Source organism: Pseudomonas fluorescens group sp. PF-1 (genome assembly GCF_054481335.1).
Genome location: NZ_JBTMNG010000001.1, coordinates 2730764 through 2744612 on the forward strand (window position 1 = coordinate 2730764; position 13849 = coordinate 2744612).

17 protein-coding genes are annotated in these 13849 nt (G+C 59.6%); 16 read left to right on the forward strand and 1 reads right to left on the reverse strand.

Features of this window, described 5'->3' with window-relative positions; all coding sequences use genetic code 11:
• Positions 1–27 precede the first annotated feature (27 nt).
• The 9 genes from ACX3YD_RS13225 to ACX3YD_RS13265 all read left to right on the forward strand — a co-directional run bounded on the left by ACX3YD_RS13225 (position 28) and on the right by ACX3YD_RS13265 (position 7704).
• Positions 28–504 (forward strand): DUF2280 domain-containing protein, encoded by a 477-nt coding sequence (locus ACX3YD_RS13225; RefSeq protein WP_458960196.1) that lies wholly within the window; start codon positions 28–30, stop codon positions 502–504.
• Positions 476–1777, forward strand: coding sequence for a terminase large subunit domain-containing protein (locus ACX3YD_RS13230; RefSeq protein WP_458960197.1), 1302 nt, complete (start codon positions 476–478; stop codon positions 1775–1777). Before ACX3YD_RS13225 ends, ACX3YD_RS13230 begins: the two co-directional genes overlap by 29 nt.
• Positions 1774–3234, forward strand: coding sequence for a DUF4055 domain-containing protein (locus ACX3YD_RS13235; protein ID WP_458960198.1), 1461 nt, complete (start codon positions 1774–1776; stop codon positions 3232–3234). The genes ACX3YD_RS13230 and ACX3YD_RS13235 overlap by 4 nt, the downstream gene beginning before the upstream one ends.
• The gene (locus ACX3YD_RS13240; RefSeq protein WP_458960199.1) at positions 3209–4294 is read left to right on the forward strand and encodes a minor capsid protein; all 1086 of its coding nucleotides are present in this window, start codon (positions 3209–3211) and stop codon (positions 4292–4294) included. The genes ACX3YD_RS13235 and ACX3YD_RS13240 overlap by 26 nt, the downstream gene beginning before the upstream one ends.
• Before the next feature lie 64 nt (positions 4295–4358).
• Positions 4359–4724, forward strand: a complete 366-nt coding sequence (locus ACX3YD_RS13245; protein ID WP_458960200.1) for a phage protein NinX family protein — start codon at positions 4359–4361, stop codon at positions 4722–4724.
• A gap of 100 nt (positions 4725–4824) precedes the next feature.
• A complete protein-coding gene (locus ACX3YD_RS13250) occupies positions 4825–5532 on the forward strand; it encodes a hypothetical protein (RefSeq protein ID WP_458960201.1) in 708 nt (235 codons plus the stop codon).
• Positions 5533–5543: 11 nt separating this feature from the next.
• Entirely contained in the window at positions 5544–6512 is a 969-nt protein-coding gene (locus ACX3YD_RS13255; protein ID WP_170045135.1) for a major capsid protein, read from the forward strand.
• Between the two features lie 51 nt (positions 6513–6563).
• Positions 6564–7145, forward strand: coding sequence for a hypothetical protein (locus ACX3YD_RS13260; protein ID WP_458960202.1), 582 nt, complete (start codon positions 6564–6566; stop codon positions 7143–7145).
• A gap of 55 nt (positions 7146–7200) precedes the next feature.
• Entirely contained in the window at positions 7201–7704 is a 504-nt protein-coding gene (locus tag ACX3YD_RS13265; protein WP_458960203.1) for a DnaT-like ssDNA-binding protein, read from the forward strand.
• On the opposite strand, the gene ACX3YD_RS13270 is transcribed toward ACX3YD_RS13265, so the two are convergent.
• Positions 7705–8010, reverse strand: a complete 306-nt coding sequence (locus tag ACX3YD_RS13270) for a hypothetical protein (RefSeq protein WP_458960204.1) — start codon at positions 8008–8010, stop codon at positions 7705–7707. It abuts the gene before it with no gap.
• Positions 8011–8033: 23 nt separating this feature from the next.
• Between ACX3YD_RS13270 and ACX3YD_RS13275 the strand changes: the two genes are divergently transcribed.
• The 7 genes from ACX3YD_RS13275 (at position 8034) to ACX3YD_RS13305 (ending at position 13844) form a co-directional block, all read left to right on the forward strand.
• On the forward strand, positions 8034–8402 hold the full coding sequence (locus ACX3YD_RS13275; RefSeq protein WP_458960205.1) for a hypothetical protein: 369 nt from the start codon (positions 8034–8036) through the stop codon (positions 8400–8402).
• Positions 8399–8995 (forward strand): hypothetical protein, encoded by a 597-nt coding sequence (locus tag ACX3YD_RS13280; RefSeq protein WP_458960206.1) that lies wholly within the window; start codon positions 8399–8401, stop codon positions 8993–8995. Before ACX3YD_RS13275 ends, ACX3YD_RS13280 begins: the two co-directional genes overlap by 4 nt.
• Positions 8992–9411, forward strand: coding sequence for a phage tail terminator-like protein (locus ACX3YD_RS13285; RefSeq protein WP_454838206.1), 420 nt, complete (start codon positions 8992–8994; stop codon positions 9409–9411). The genes ACX3YD_RS13280 and ACX3YD_RS13285 overlap by 4 nt, the downstream gene beginning before the upstream one ends.
• A 69-nt stretch (positions 9412–9480) precedes the next feature.
• Positions 9481–10128, forward strand: coding sequence for a phage tail protein (locus tag ACX3YD_RS13290; RefSeq protein WP_458960207.1), 648 nt, complete (start codon positions 9481–9483; stop codon positions 10126–10128).
• A gap of 9 nt (positions 10129–10137) precedes the next feature.
• Positions 10138–10521: a phage tail assembly chaperone gene (locus ACX3YD_RS13295; RefSeq protein ID WP_458960208.1), complete on the forward strand. Its 384-nt coding sequence runs from the start codon at positions 10138–10140 to the stop codon at positions 10519–10521.
• Positions 10522–10568: 47 nt separating this feature from the next.
• Complete coding sequence (locus ACX3YD_RS13300; protein ID WP_458960209.1) at positions 10569–10841, forward strand: DUF1799 domain-containing protein; 273 nt, start codon at positions 10569–10571, stop codon at positions 10839–10841.
• Positions 10842–10868: 27 nt separating this feature from the next.
• The gene (locus ACX3YD_RS13305; protein ID WP_458960210.1) at positions 10869–13844 is read left to right on the forward strand and encodes a phage tail tape measure protein; all 2976 of its coding nucleotides are present in this window, start codon (positions 10869–10871) and stop codon (positions 13842–13844) included.
• Positions 13845–13849 lie beyond the last annotated feature (5 nt).

The following is a 13849-nucleotide window of genomic DNA, read 5'->3' on the forward strand; positions in this document are numbered from 1 at the left end:
GGACAGGCTCTGGACGGATGAAAATCTATGGCAGCCCTTCAAAACGACGTGAAGGCCTTTATCGTTCAGGCCTTGGCGTGCTTCGACACGCCTTCACAGGTTGTTGAAGCCGTCCAAAAGGAATACGGAATCACGGTGACCCGCCAACAGGTGGAGACACACGATCCCACGAAGACGTCAGGGAAAGGCCTGGCCAAGCGCTGGGTGACGATGTTTGAAGATGCCCGCAAGCGCTTCCGCGAAGAGACCGCCGAGATTCCAATCGCCAACCGAGCTTATCGCCTGCGCGCCATGAATCGGTTCGTCGAGAAGGCGGAATCGATGAAGAACATCGGTCTGGCCATGCAGATCCTGGAGCAGGCCGCGAAGGAAGTCGGCGACGTCTATGTCAACCGGCAGAAAAAATCCGACGATGAGGGCGAGCCAGTTGTTCCGACTTCGGTGCAGGTCCATGTGATAAATGCGAGGAAGCCGGATGCCGAGCCTGAATGTTCCGCAGGCTGACTTCCTCCAGCTCCCGCACAAGTTCCGTGGCTTCGTTGCCGGGTTTGGCTCGGGTAAGACCTGGGTCGGCTGCGCGGCGCTGTGCAAGCACGTGTGGGAGTGGCCTAGCATCAACTCGGGCTACTTCGCACCAACCTACCCGCAGATCCGCGACATCTTCTTCCCGACAATTGAGGAAGTGGCGTACGACTGGGGTCTGAAGGTCAAGACGAAGGAGAGCGACAAAGAGGTCGATTTCTACAGCGGCAAGCAGTACCGAAGCACGACGATCTGCCGTTCGATGGAGAAGCCGCAGACCATCGTCGGTTTCAAAATTGGCCATGCGCTGGTGGATGAACTCGACGTGCTGCCCTCACTCAAGGCTCAGCACGCCTGGCGCAAGATCATTGCCCGAATGCGCTACAACGTACCCGGGCTGAAGAACGGCGTTGACGTAACTACGACCCCCGAAGGGTTCAAGTTCGTCTTCCAGCAGTTCGTGAAGCAAATCCGCGAAAAGCCTGCGCTGGCCAGTATGTACGGGTTGGTGCAGGCCAGCACTTTCGACAACGAGCTCAATCTGCCTGACGACTACATCCCCTCGCTGATGGAGTCGTACCCCGAGCAGTTGATCCGCGCTTACCTCAATGGGCAGTTCGTCAACCTGACTTCCGGGTCGATCTATCACGCGTACGACCGCAAGCTGAACCAGTGCTTCGACACTGTGCAGCCAGGTGAGCCGCTGTTCATCGGCATGGACTTCAACGTCGGCAAGATGGCGGCGATCACCCACGTCAAACGTGACAACGGGATGCCGCGCGCGGTGGATGAGCTGATGGATGGCTACGACACGCCGGACATGATCCGCCGCATCAAGGAGCGCTACTGGCGCCATAACGGCAACGACTTCGAGAAAACCTGCGAGATCAGGATCTACCCGGACGCCTCGGGTGATTCGCGCAAGTCGGTAAACGCCAGCGTCACGGATATCGCCATGCTCAAGCAGGCCGAGTTCGCAGTGATCGCGCCGGCGGCTAACCCACCAGTTAAAGACCGGATAAATGCCATGAACGCCATGTTCTGCAACGCACAGGGTGAGCGGCGTTACCTGGTCAATCCGTTCACATGCCCGACTTATGCAGATGGCCTTGAGCAACAGATCTGGGCGCCTAATGGCGAGCCGGACAAGAGCCAGGGCAACGACCACGCCAACGACGGCGGCGGTTACTTCATCCACTGCGAGTACCCGATCGTTAAACCGGTCACCTCAATGAAAATGGGAGTCGCCCGATGACGGACGTCACTTTTACTCGTCCCGAGTACAAGGCGGCACAGTACCGCTGGTGCTTGGTGCGTGACGTCTGCAAAGGTTCGGAAACCATCAAGGCCGCTGGCGACCGATACCTGCCGCGGCCGAACGCATCGGACACAAGCCAGGACAACCGGGACCGCTACGACGCGTACAAGAAGCGCGCCGTTTTTTATAACGCCACAGGCCGGACGAAGCACAGTTTGGTGGGCGCAGTGTTCCGCACCTGGCCAACGCTAACTGTTCCAGGTGCTCTCGACTACGTGTCGAAGGATGTCGACGGGCAAGGCGTGAGCATCTACCAGCAGTCGCAGTCGGTCATTGGGCATCTGCTAGAAGTCGGCCGTCACGGGCTGCTGGTGGACTATGCCGCCGTTGAGGCTGGAACCGTGAGCAAGGCTGACGAGCAATCGGGTCGTGCTCGGGCGAACGTCGCCAGCTACACGGCAGAGTCGATTATCAACTGGAAGACTCGTCAAGTCGGCGGCCAGCACCTGCTGAGCCTTGTCGTTCTGCGTGAGAAGGTCGACGTCGACACTGATGACGGCTTCGGTAGCGAGCAGGTCGTTCAGTATCGGGTGCTGCGACTGGATTCTGCCGGCGTCTACACACAGGAAGTGTGGGAAGAAGGCTCCGGCCAGACGGCAATGATCATCGCGCCCTTCACGCCGTTGAATGGCCTCGGCCAACCGTGGCGTGTGATCCCTTTCCAGTTCCTGGGCAGCGAGAACAACGACACAACCATCGACGATTCGCCGCTGTACGACATGGCGGAAGTCAACGTGGGTCACTACCGCAACAGCGCTGACTACGAAGAGGCGGCTTACCTGGTGGGCCAGCCTCAGCCGTGGATGGCGGGGCTCGATGAGCAGTGGCGCGACCACATGGAGAAGAACGGCATTTTTCTTGGCTCCCGCGCACCATGGCTCTTGCCAGTCAGTGGCACTTGCGGCGTCTGGCAGGCTCAGCCAAACACGGTCGCCAAAGAGGCCATGGACTCCAAGAAAGAGGACATGGTGTCGCTCGGCGCCCGGCTGATCGAGCGGGGCAGTGCGGTGAAGACTGCGACCCAGGCCGATAACGACAGTGCCGCTGAACACAGCGTTCTGTCTCTGATCGTAAGCAACGTGAGCGAGGCCTACAGCCAGTGCCTGGCCTGGATGGCTGAGTTCGTGAATGCCACCGGCGAAGTGATCTACAAGCTCAACCAAGACTTCAGCCAAATCACTCTGGACGCGACGATCCTCGCAGCTCTGTTCAACGCAGTGCAGGGCGGGAAATTGCCGGAAGGTGACTTCTGGCAGTACCTGCGCGATCGCGGCGCGATCAACCCGGAGAAAACAGACGACGAAATCCGGGATGAGCTGGAGGCGCAAAGCACCGGGCCCGCACTTGATGACACTGAGGTAATCCCGAATGGCGGCAAACCAAGCAATCCTTGATGCCACCATCCGGCACGCTGTGTTCTTGGAGCAGCTGAAGTCGGGGGAAGTGGCGAAGTTCACACCCTTCCTCAAGGAGATTGATCGCTCGATTCGTGAGAGGCTGACCCGGGCTGACCTGACGGATTACACCGTCGCGCGGCTGGAACGGTTGCTGAGCGAGGTCGATAGCCTGCTGCTGGGCATTTTCGGCCGCTACAGTGAGAAGCTGAACCTTGACCTGGTGGATATTGCCAACTACGAGGCGGAGTTTGAGGCTACCAGCCTTACCCGGGCGGCGCCGGTTGGCGTCTCGTTCGATGCGGCGGTGCCAAGTGCTGCGGCGATACGGGCAGCCATCCTCACCAACCCGCTCAGCGTGCGCGGTGCAGATGGCGGAAAGCTGCTTGAGTCGTTCATTGAGGGCTTCACCACCACCGAGCGGCAGCGCATCACTGGTGCGATCCGGCAGGGCTTCTTCGAAGGCCAAACCAACTTCCAGATCATCAAGAGCATTCGCGGGACCAAAGCGCTCCAGTACAACGACGGCATCCTGGCCACGACCAACCGGAATGCCGGCGCCATAGTGCGAACGGCGGTTCAGCACGTCGCCACCCAGGCACGCATGGAGACGCTGAAAGCGAACTCCGATGTCGTGCCGTCGGTGGAGTGGGTCAGCACCTTGGATTCGAAGACAACCAGCCAGTGCCGCACGCTCGATAAGCGCCGGTTCAAGCTGACCGAGGGGCCGAGGCCGCCGATCCACATCAACTGTCGCTCGACGGTGGTGGCGGTGACTCGCTTCAGCGCTTTGTTCGCCAAGGACGCCACACGGGCATCCATCGGTGACGGCGGTGCCCAGCAGGTGAGGGCGGACCTCAGCTACTACGACTGGCTCAAGCAGCAGCCTGCGGCGTTTCAGGACAAGGCCATTGGCCCGGTCCGCGCCAAGCTGTTCCGCGAAGGCGGCCTGAGCATCGAACGATTCTCCGAGCTGCAGCTTGATCGCAACTTTTCACCTCTGACACTTGCGCAGATGAAGGCTCTTGAGCCTCTGGCGTTCCAGCGGGCAGGTATCTGAGTCTTGATTTCGATCATCTGATCCCCATTTACCCGGAACACGATAATCTTTTGGGGCGGGACGAATGACTGAGTACAGGGCAGTTGAACTGGGGGAGCTTAGCGGCTGGAGACTTGATTACGCCGTACTTCACTATGTAGACAAAGCGTCGGCTTCATGGGTTCAGGTGGGAAATACCATCCAAGAGCACATGAGGAAAAGATTCAAAGACGGAACCGAAGTCCAGTACACACCCTCGCAAGCGTGGGCTGACGCAGGGCCTTTGATCACTATGTACGGTATTTCGATCGTCAAAGGTGCTGATGGCTACTGGACCTCATATGTCGGAGGCAGCCAAGAATTCAGGCATCACCAGCCGCTGGTCGCTGCAATGAGAGCGCTACTGGCCTCGGAGTTGCGCGGAGTCTGCGAGGTTCCTTTTTTTGACTAAAACCGATGTTTAGCATCAGACATTCCATAAACCCGGACAAGCGCCGGGTTTTTTTATGCCCGCAGGCAGGGCCTGCACCTACGTCTCTGGGAGACAACCAATGCTGAAATTCCAACTGGATACCCTGGAAGGGGTAGACGAAGCCGTGCGCACTCTTTACGTCGAGAGGGACGGCAAGTTCGTACTCGGCATTGAAGGTCTGCCGCAGCCTGAGGACGTCTCGGGTTTGAAATCCAAGGTCCAGGAACTGCTGGACGAGAAGAAGGCCGCTGACAAGGCACGTAAAGATGCCGAAGACCAAGCCCGACTGGAGCGTGAAGAAAACGCCCGGAAGACCGGCAATGTCGAAGAGCTTGAAAAGTCCTGGTCAGAAAAATACAGCCGCCGCGAAGCTGAGCTGAACGGCATGCTGGAACAGGAGCGTGGGACGCTGAGCACTCAGATCCGGGATCTGACCGTCGGCCGTACCGCTACTGATATCGCCTCTGCACTTGCAGTGCAAGGCAGCGCAAAAGCCCTGTTGCCGCACATCGAACGCCGTCTGAGCGTCGAGCAGCGCGACGGGAAGCCTGTTGTGGTCGTCCTCGACGCACAGGGCAAGCTCTCAGCGGCGACGCTGGACGAGCTGAAAGCAGAAATCGCGAATGACGCGGCGTTCGCGCCGCTGATCGCGGGCAGTAAAGCATCTGGCGGCGGGGCCGGCGGTGCAGGTGGTGGGGGCGGGGCCCCGAAAGGAAAAATCGGCGGTACCAAAGAGGAACGGACGGCTGCGATCGCAAGCCGGTTCCCAGATCTCCCTCAATCGTAAGGAAATAACTCATGTCCCTGTCGCAAATGCAGGTCTTCAACCAGTACATCATGCCGGCGACTCTCGAGACGCTGGATCAGTACCTGGCCGCTTTCAACGCTGCGAGCCGCGGCGCTATCGTGCTGTCCCCGGACGGCTTCACTGGCGACTTCCTCCAAGAGTCGTTCTTCCAGACCCTGGCTGCTGCTCAGCGCCGCGTGGACCGCTATAGCGCCAACGCCGCTGTTGCTGCCACCGACCTGACCGAACTGAAGAACACTTCGGTGAAGGTCGCAGGCGGCTTCGGCCCGATTCGCTATGAGCCATCGCAGATGACCTGGCTGGAGCGCCCAACTGCCCAAGGTATCGAAGTCGCGAGTCGCGCGTTCGCTGAAATCCTGCTGAAGGACCAGTTGAACACTGCGATCGCGGCACTGGTTGCAGCGATCACCGCCCAAGCCGCCGCAGTCAACGATGTGTCGGCGACCGCAGGCATCACCTACGCCGGCCTGAACAACGCGCATGCGAAGTTCGGCGACGCCAGTCAGAACTTGGTCACCCAGGTGATGCAGGGCACCAGCTACCACAAGTTGGTCGGCCAGAACCTGGCGAACCAGCAGCAGCTGTTCCAGGCGGGCAACGTTCGCGTGGTGGACATCCTCGGCAAGATCTCCGTTGTGACGGATGCCCCTGCGCTGATGCAGGCCGGCACCCCGAACAAGGAAATCATCCTGTCCTTGGTGCAGGGCGCTGCACTGGTCCACGACGGCCGCGACATCATCAGCAACGTCCAGACCACCAACGGCAAGGAGCGCATCGAAACCACGCTCCAAACCGATTACACCTTCGGCTTGGGCCTGAAGGGTTACACCTGGGACACCACCACCGGCGGCAAGTCGCCAACCGACGCGGAGTTGGCGACCGGTACCAACTGGGACAAGACCGCTACCAGCATCAAGCACACCGCCGGTGTGGCTCTGATCGGTGACGCCTCCAAGTAACCCCGTGATGTCCAAGCCGGGACGTGTGCCCGGCTTGGCGGAGATGCAATCATGAGCAACAAAATCTGGTACCTGCCTGGTCCGTTCCATCAGTATCTGGAGGACGTGAAAGGCCTGGCGAAGGAGCGTGGCCTGCGCATCATCGACGCGAACGTCACCGAAAGCCGCGAGGGTGAGGTTGACGATGTGCCGGAGGTCACCCTGCGGCAGGCTGACTCGGCACCGGTGCTGCTGATCGCCGATAGTGCTGCCGTTGATGGCGGCGCGCTGCTGGAGTTGATCGGCAAGTTGAATGCAGAGCGTGACGGCATCGTGTTGCTGATCGAGGCTGCCGAAGGTCTGACCGAACTGGAACACCCGGGCGCCGGCGAACTGCCAATCCGCTTGTTCGGTGCGCTGAAAGCGATTCACGAGGGTTTCGAAACCCTCACGAGCGAGCGCGACAACCTGGCGAGCGAGGCCGAATTGCTTCGCGCCGAAGTCTCGCGCCTGAAGGCTGCGGCAGAGCCGGTCGACAATGCCGAAAAGATCGCTGGTCTCAAAGCGAAGCTCGACGCCGCCAATGTGCCGTATCGAGCGAATGCTTCGGTAGAATCGCTTGAAAAAGCGGTTTCGGAACTGCCTCAGGCGTAATTGTCCGGGTGCGCATTCACCGGCGCCCGGCCCAACCCATACAGCGAGTTGATCCATGGCACTCATCATCGAGGACGGCACCGGTAAGCCTGACGCCGAAAGCTACGCATCTGCCGAGGACCTAGCCATGTACGCCGTTAAGTTCGGCGTGACCATCCCGGCAGATGTGCCAGTACAGGAAGCGCTGCTGCGTCGGGCCGCCGTGGCGATGGATGGCAAGACGTGGAAAGGGCGCAAGACCAACAGCGAGCAGGCACTGTCCTGGCCCCGCCGTGGTGTTGAGCTTGATTACGAGATCAAGCCCGACAATTACCTGCCGGCGCGCATCCAGTACGGCCAGATGGCCCTGGCCGCTGAAATCCATCAGGACGATATTGACCCGATCGATAAGCGCAAAGGCGCGGTGACGCTTGAGCGTGTCGAAGGGGCAGTGACTCGCGAGTACGCGGCTATCCCGAACACAAGCGGCCGACTGATGCCTGCGGCGCCAGATCGGCCGAGCGCGACGCAATTTTCAGATTATTTGCTGCGGCGCGGATTGTTTGCTGTCAGAGCTTAATCAAAGACCCAAGTCTTTTTCGAGAAGTTTTACCTTAAAAACGTCTACAAGAGAGGGGGTTCGGCAGACCTTAATCCCATCTGCGATTATGGATAAGTCCTCTGCGTTAAATCGCCCGCTAATTGGAATCAAGCTATCCGCCAAGTCATCGTAGATCTCGCTGCCCCTTGTTCCGTCTAGGACTTTCTTGAGCCTGGTCCGCAATGACAGCTTCTTTGGCACGGTCAATGGGTCATTGTTTTCTATAGCTGTTTCTAAATCTCGTATGCCTTCGTGTAGGTATTCTGATTTTTCTGCGTTGTTCATTTCTGATCTCTAAAGGTGACCTAATGGCGTTTTATAACGAAATGGCGTTAACGGCGCTGGAGATGATCGCAGAATATGGCCAGCCGGTGACCATCCATGCCCTCACTATCGGCGAGTATGACCCGGAAACCGGCACCGCGCCGCCCGACACCATCACCGAGCAGAGCGCCCAGGGCATCCTGCTCGACTTCACCGGCCAAGAGTTCCAGAACAACAGCCTCATCAAGCAGGGCGACAAGAAGCTCAAGATCGCCGCGCAGGGGCTTGAGTGGGCTCCGGATCTGCTGAGCAAAGTGGTCATTCAGGGCCGGACCTGGTCCATCGTTCCGCCGCTGAAAGAGATCAACCCCGCCGGTACGCCGATTCTGTATGAGTTGCAGGTGCGGTCGTGAGCCGGGCAGGTGCCGGACAGTCCGGAAGTTTCGCCCTGAGTCTGGCCGAGTTCGCCGCCAAGACCAGCGAAGCCATCGACGCCAGTGTGCGCGAGATCATCATCGAGGTCGGCAGCAGCCTGATCCGCATGTCTCCCGTGGGTAACCCGGAGATCTGGGCGCAGAACGCTGTCGCGACCCAGTACAACAAGGCTGTCAACGAACACAACACCGCGCTTCGAAGTGACCCGGCCAACCTCACGAAGGGCGGCAAGCTGAAGAAAGGCCGCAAGCTCAACGACGGCATGGATATCGTTGCCCCGGAAGGCTACGTCGGCGGTCGGTTCCGAGCGAATTGGCACATTTCCCTCGGCGTGGTCGAGAGCGTCATCTTCGACGAGGTAGACCCGAGCGGCGCCGAGACCACTGCCGCCCTTGTGGCTGCGATGAGCGACTTCACCGCCGGCCAGATGGCCTACATCATCAACAACCTGCCATACGCGATTCCGCTTGAGTTCGGGCATTCGACCCAGGCGCCCGGCGGCATGGTCCGGGTGACCGTGGCTCGCTTTCAGCAGATCGTGCAGGAGGCCATCAGGAATAACCAGGTATGAGCCACAACATCATCGCGTCGATCTTCGAGGCCAAGCTAATCAACTGGGCGAAAGCTTTACCGGTACCGCTGAAGGTGGTGGTCGAAAATGAGGCTTACACGCCTGTGAATGGCGCGACCTACCTGAAGGCCTTCACGCTGCCGGCTGATACAGCCAGTAATACGCTCGGCGGAGACCACAAGCTGTACACCGGAGTGTTTCAGGTCAACATCGTGACCCCTTCGGGCAAATACCGCGGCGCGGCGGGCGCGCTGGCTGACCAGATCGCTGCGCTTTTCCCGCTGTACGAGCGGAACACGAAGGGGGCGCTGACTGTGGTGACGATGAGTCCGGTTGACCCCGGCCCGGGCATTTCGGACGACACCACCTACATCGTGCCTGTGTCGTTCCTATACCGAGCTGACACCACTACCTAATCCGCCCGTTGGGCAAACCCAGAACCCGCCATTGAGTGGGTTTTGTCATTTCTGCAAAGAGGAAAACCCATGAGCGTCAAGATTCCCAACGGCACCACGTTCGAGATTGCGGCCACCTTGAGCGCCCCGAAAGCGTTCACCGCCATCAGCAATGCCAGTCCCGCAGTGCTCACGGCTGCCGCCCATGGACTGGCCAACGGCGACGTGATCGTCATCGATTCCGCCTGGGCGAAGCTGAGCGGTCGTCCAGCGCGGGTCATCGATTCGGACGCCGGCGATTTCGCTGCGGAAGGCATCGATACCACCAGCGTGAAGAACTACCCGGCAGGCTCTGGTGCGGGCACCGTCCGTGAGGCTTCCGGCTGGACGCAGATCTCGCAAATCACTGAGCCGACGGCGAACGGTGGCGAGCAACAGTTCCTCACCTACGGTTTCCTTGAAGACGATGATGACCGTCAACTGCCCACCAATAAGTCTGCCAGCAGCATGACGCTGCCCGTCGCGGATGATCCGGCCAAAGCGTATGTCGCGCCGGTTGAAGCTGCGGACGAAGACAAAGAACCGCGCCTGATCCGCGCGAACCTGCCGGGCGGCGCGACCATTTACTACTTCGCGTACGTGTCGATCACGGCGACCCCGACGCTGAGCCGAAACAACATCATGACGCGGACTATCACTCTGTCGTTCGCCTCTCGCCCAACCCGCTACAACGCCTAAGGGGATCCCATGGCAAAGTTTTCCATTGCGCCGAAGCCGACGTTCACCGTTGACGTGGCCATCCCTCAAGTCGGCGGCAAGCCAGCCATGGTGCCGTTCACGTTCAAGTATCGCGACCGCACCGAGCTGGCGGAACTGTTCGATTCCTGGAAGGAAAAAGCGGAGGCCATCGGCGAGCGCTTTAAGGGTACTGAACCGACCCTCACGGAAATTACCGCGGCGGAGGTCGAGCAAGGCGTCGACCAAGTCAAGGACCTGGTGGTGTCCTGGGGTTTCAACGACAAGCTCAATGATGAGTCGATCACCGCGCTGGTGAAGAGCTGTATCGGTGTGTCGGATGCCGTTGTGAAGGCTTACAGCGAAGCCTTCGGCAAGGCCCGCCTGGGAAACTGATCGCCGCAGCCCGTGCGCTGTATGAGTCTGAAGGATCTGCCGAGCAGATGGCGATGTTCGGCTTCTCGCCAGAGGACTACGACGAAACAGTTGAGGTCTGGCTGGACAACTGGCCGTCATTTCTCGTCATGGACTCAATGGGAACTCAGTGGCGCACAGGCGCAGGCGGCGCGACCGGCCTCGATTACGGTGTTTTGCCCAATGTGATGAAGCTCGTCGGCATCCCGGCGAAAGACTGTCCCGGCGTGTTTCAGGACATCCGTGTAATGGAATCTGAAGCTATCGCGGTTATGGCCGAAGCCCGCGACAACAGCCCGTGAAGACGGGCACTTATTCAAGGTGAGTCGATGAACATTGCAGAACTCGGCATCAAGGTCGATTCGGCTGATGCCGCCAACGCTGCGACCGATCTCGACAAGCTGACCAAGGCTGGTGATCGCGCTGAACAGTCCGCCGTTGGCCTGATGAAAGAGATGGAGGCGCTGGAAAAGTCGCTATCGAAAGGCGCGACCTCCACGCAGGAACTGGCCAAGCAACGTGACAGCCTGACGAAGCTGACCCAGACCGGCGCCTATGGTGAAGCTGAATTCACCAAGATCACCGCGCAGTTGGATAAGCAGCAGGTGGCACTGGCAAAGTCGACGCTGGATGAACAGAAGGCCCTGAACAGTCTGCTGGGGGCAATCGATCCGGCCCGGGCTGCGATGGCCAAGCTCGACAAACAGGTCGAGGACCTGGGTAAGCATCTGGATGCCGGTCGTATCAGCCAGGACCAGTACAACTCGGCGCTGGGTAAGATCGACGGCAACTACGCGGCGCTGGAGAAGACTGCCACTGGTTTCGATCGGTTGCGCCTCGGCACTCGCCAGGCGCAAGAAAATGTCGTCCAACTCGGCAACGCGTTGTCGTCCGGGGACTGGGGTAGTGGCGTTCGTGCAGTTGCCCAGTTGGGCGCAGGCGCTGGTGCCTCTGCTGCAGGGCTGCTTGCCGTTTTGGCACCAATCGCGCTGGCCACTGCCGCCGTGGGTGGTTTGGCGGTCGCCTACTACAAGGGCAGCGAAGAGCAGGATGCGTATAGCAAAGGTCTGATCCTTACTGGCAATGCTGCCGGCGTAAGCGCTGATCAGCTTGGTTCGCTGGCTCGGCAGGTGAGCGCCACTTTTGGCACCACCGGGCAAGCGGCTGAGGTATTGGCTCTGTTGGCCGGTAACGGGAGGATCGCGGGCGAAAGCTTCGCAGATATCACCCAGGCTGCCGTGTCGATGCAGGAAGCAACCGGAAAGGCTGTCAGCGAAACGGTTGCCGAGTTTTCCAAGCTGGCCGACGACCCGGTTAAGGCGTCCGCTGCGCTGAATGAGCAGTACCACTACCTGACGGCCTCGGTTTACTCGCAAATCGCAGCACTGGAAGAGCAGGGCGACCACGCTGGCGCGGTGAAGCTGGCGACCGAGCAGTACGCGGACGCGATCAACGAGCGTACGCCGAAGATCCTCGAAAATCTGAGCTTCTGGGAGAGGGGCTACAACGCTGTCGCGCGCGCCGCCGACAATCTGAAGAACATCGGCAGGCCGGATATCGATGCTGATATCGAGCAGGCACGGCGCAATCTCACATCCGCCCAATCCGGCGATGTCGGCTTGTTCCAAAACCAGAAAGAGATGGTTGAGGTCTACAGCAACCAGCTCAACATGCTGGAGGATCAGAAAGCCGCGGCCGCCGACATTGCCAAATACGACGGTGAGCAGACAAAGGCACAGCAAAGCGCAGTTGTCGCGATGTCGAAGGTCGACGCGCTCACCAAGTCCTCACTGACGAACGAGCAGAAGCGCGCTGAGGCGATCGAGGACTACAAGAAAAGCCTGGACGACATTCGGAAGGTCAACCCGAACGACTCCCGGCTTGATCCTGCAGCAGTCGCCAAGAACATGGCGAACCTAAACGACAAGTTCAAGGATCCTAAGGCTGCCGCTGGCAGTGTCGACCTGACGGGCTTCAGCAACGCGAAGAACGTTCTGGCCGAGACACTGGCCTACTACAAAAACGCCGACAAGGAACTGGAGGCATCGCAGCGCGCCGGTGTGATCTCACAAGCCAGTTACACCGAGCAGCGCGTCAGTCTGTTGAAGCAGCAGGCTGACGAAGTTGCCCAAGGCTACCAATCTGAAATCGATGCGCTCGAAGCAGCCAAGACTAAGAAGAGCACGACCGGTGCTCAGATTGTCCAAATCGACCAGAAGATCGCGGATGCTCGCACCGCAATGGTCAAGGCGCAGCAAGACAGCGACAGCGAACTGGCGATCATCGCCACCAACGAAGAGGGCCGGCTGCGCAAGCAGACTTTGGCTGTCAACACGTACACCAGCGCCCTGCAGCAACAAGTCGAGACGCTTCGACAGCAAGGATTGCGCGCCGCTTCCAGCCTTGGTCAAGGAGACCGGCAACGCGGGCTGACGGATCAGCAAAACGGCATTGATGATCGATTCAATCAGCAGCGCTTGGAGTTGGCCAACCAGTATGGCGACGGTTCGCGCGGTATGAGCCTGGACGAGTACAGCCAGAAGCTGAAAGCGCTGAAGGCTACGCAACAAGATCTGCACGACACCGTGCAGGCCAATTACGACGACATGACCGCCGCCCAGGGCGACTGGACGAATGGAGCGTCCTCGGCGTGGCAGAACTACCTGGAGTCGGCGCGCGACGTTGCGGGGCAGACCAAAAGCCTGTTCACCAACGCCTTCAGCTCTATGGAAGACGCCATCGTCAACTTCGCCATGACTGGGAAGCTGTCGTTTGCTGACTTCGCGAAGTCGGTACTGACGGATATGGCGCGTATCGCGGTGCGGCAGGCCAGTTCGTCTGCGCTGAGCGGGCTCTTCGGCTTGGCGGCTTCTGCCGCAGGCTCTTACTTTGGTGGAGGGTCTTCCAGTTCGTTAGGAGCATCGCAGGCCGGCTATTCCTCGCAGTACTTTCCGCAAGCGAAAGGCGGTGCCTGGTCCGGCGGCTTGCAAATGTTCGCCAACGGCGGGGCCTTCACCGACAGCATTGTCAGCAAGCCGACAGCCTTCGGGATGGCCGGTGGCAAGACCGGAGTGATGGGTGAGGCTGGGCCTGAAGCGATTGTGCCACTTGCCCGCGACTCGCAGGGACGACTCGGTATTCGCGGCGGAAGCAGCGCAACACCGATCACCATGACTTTCTACATCGATGCGGCTGACAACGGGGCCAGCACAATCCCCGATCCTGCGAAGTTGGCGGAAGCCATGAAGGCTGTCGCGCAGCAAGAAATAGCCCGACAGCGCCGTAACGGCGGGCAACTCGCCTAAGGAGA

Bases quoted from the DNA above. Each gene is read 5' to 3' on its own strand.
- ACX3YD_RS13225 (WP_458960196.1), top strand. From the start codon at position 28: ATGGCAGCCCTTCAAAACGACGTGAAGGCCTTTATCGTTCAGGCCTTG.
- ACX3YD_RS13230 (WP_458960197.1), top strand. From the start codon at position 476: ATGCCGAGCCTGAATGTTCCGCAGGCTGACTTCCTCCAGCTCCCGCAC.
- ACX3YD_RS13235 (WP_458960198.1), top strand. From the start codon at position 1,774: ATGACGGACGTCACTTTTACTCGTCCCGAGTACAAGGCGGCACAGTAC.
- ACX3YD_RS13240 (WP_458960199.1), top strand. From the start codon at position 3,209: ATGGCGGCAAACCAAGCAATCCTTGATGCCACCATCCGGCACGCTGTG.
- ACX3YD_RS13245 (WP_458960200.1), top strand. From the start codon at position 4,359: ATGACTGAGTACAGGGCAGTTGAACTGGGGGAGCTTAGCGGCTGGAGA.
- ACX3YD_RS13250 (WP_458960201.1), top strand. From the start codon at position 4,825: ATGCTGAAATTCCAACTGGATACCCTGGAAGGGGTAGACGAAGCCGTG.
- ACX3YD_RS13255 (WP_170045135.1), top strand. From the start codon at position 5,544: ATGTCCCTGTCGCAAATGCAGGTCTTCAACCAGTACATCATGCCGGCG.
- ACX3YD_RS13260 (WP_458960202.1), top strand. From the start codon at position 6,564: ATGAGCAACAAAATCTGGTACCTGCCTGGTCCGTTCCATCAGTATCTG.
- ACX3YD_RS13265 (WP_458960203.1), top strand. From the start codon at position 7,201: ATGGCACTCATCATCGAGGACGGCACCGGTAAGCCTGACGCCGAAAGC.
- ACX3YD_RS13270 (WP_458960204.1), bottom strand. From the start codon at position 8,010: ATGAACAACGCAGAAAAATCAGAATACCTACACGAAGGCATACGAGAT.
- ACX3YD_RS13275 (WP_458960205.1), top strand. From the start codon at position 8,034: ATGGCGTTTTATAACGAAATGGCGTTAACGGCGCTGGAGATGATCGCA.
- ACX3YD_RS13285 (WP_454838206.1), top strand. From the start codon at position 8,992: ATGAGCCACAACATCATCGCGTCGATCTTCGAGGCCAAGCTAATCAAC.
- ACX3YD_RS13290 (WP_458960207.1), top strand. From the start codon at position 9,481: ATGAGCGTCAAGATTCCCAACGGCACCACGTTCGAGATTGCGGCCACC.
- ACX3YD_RS13295 (WP_458960208.1), top strand. From the start codon at position 10,138: ATGGCAAAGTTTTCCATTGCGCCGAAGCCGACGTTCACCGTTGACGTG.
- ACX3YD_RS13300 (WP_458960209.1), top strand. From the start codon at position 10,569: ATGGCGATGTTCGGCTTCTCGCCAGAGGACTACGACGAAACAGTTGAG.
- ACX3YD_RS13305 (WP_458960210.1), top strand. From the start codon at position 10,869: ATGAACATTGCAGAACTCGGCATCAAGGTCGATTCGGCTGATGCCGCC.